The organism is Pseudomonas sp. CJQ_9, from assembly GCF_043106615.1.
Lineage (GTDB): Bacteria > Pseudomonadota > Gammaproteobacteria > Pseudomonadales > Pseudomonadaceae > Aquipseudomonas > Aquipseudomonas juntendi.
The window spans coordinates 1-952 of sequence record NZ_JBICMS010000087.1; the positions used below are offsets into that span (position 1 = coordinate 1).

A 952-nucleotide genomic window follows, 5' to 3' on the forward strand; every position below is an offset into this window, starting at 1 on the left:
GGTAAGACTCAGGGCAGTGTCGATTTCCAGACCCCGGCCAACGACGTCTACAACAATGGCTCGACTGTCAGCGTCACCATCGAGAACGCCACCGGCGGTAACTTCGAGCAACTGACGCCGAACCCGACTCCGGCTCAAACCACGATCAATGATTCGGTGGACACCACCACCGCAACGCTGACCGCGAGCCCGTCGGTGACCGAGGGCGGCGTGATCACCTATACCGTGACGTTGAGCAACCCTGCTCAGACCCCGGTAACCGTGACCCTGTCCAACGGCCAGACTGTGACCGTTGAAGCGGGTAAGACTCAGGGCAGTGTCGATTTCCAGACCCCGGCCAACGACGTTTACAACAACGGCTCGACCGTCAATGTCACCATCGAAAAAGCAACCGGTGGCAATTTCGAGCAACTGACACCGGACCCAACACCTGCATCGACTGTCATCCAGGACAGCATCGACCCTGTAACTGTGAGCATCGTCAGCAATGGCAATGTGACTGAAGATCAGCAGCCTGTCTTTACTGTAAAAGTCAGTCAGGCGCTGGATCGGCCACTGACCGTTACCCTGTCCAATGGCGACAAGGTCACCATTGAAGCCGGTAAAACAGAGGTGGAGTACAAGGCGGCAGCCCAAGGTGATGATGTCTTCAAAGATCCCGGCTCTCTCACTCTTGGCGTTACTGACGCAAGCGTCCCAGGTGCCACCTTTGAGAAGCTGGAGTTCGGTAGCCCCGCGACTGTTGAAATCTCAGACACCATCAGTGAAGTTGTAGCCACGCTGACCGCGAGCCCTTCGGTAACCGAAGGCGGCGAGATTACGTACACCATCACGCTGACCAACAAAGATGGTCTGCCGATCAACAACCACGCGGACCTGTACTTCAAGCTGACCGACGGCACCAATATCGTCGTGGCGGCCAACAGCACCACCGGTTCGGCCACTGTTATCG

At 57.0% G+C, this 952-nt stretch carries 1 protein-coding gene; it reads left to right on the top strand.

What is annotated here, in order from left to right:
• On the top strand, positions 1-952 hold a 952-nt coding region (locus ACF8SD_RS17665; RefSeq protein ID WP_392546467.1), incomplete at both ends, for an immunoglobulin-like domain-containing protein.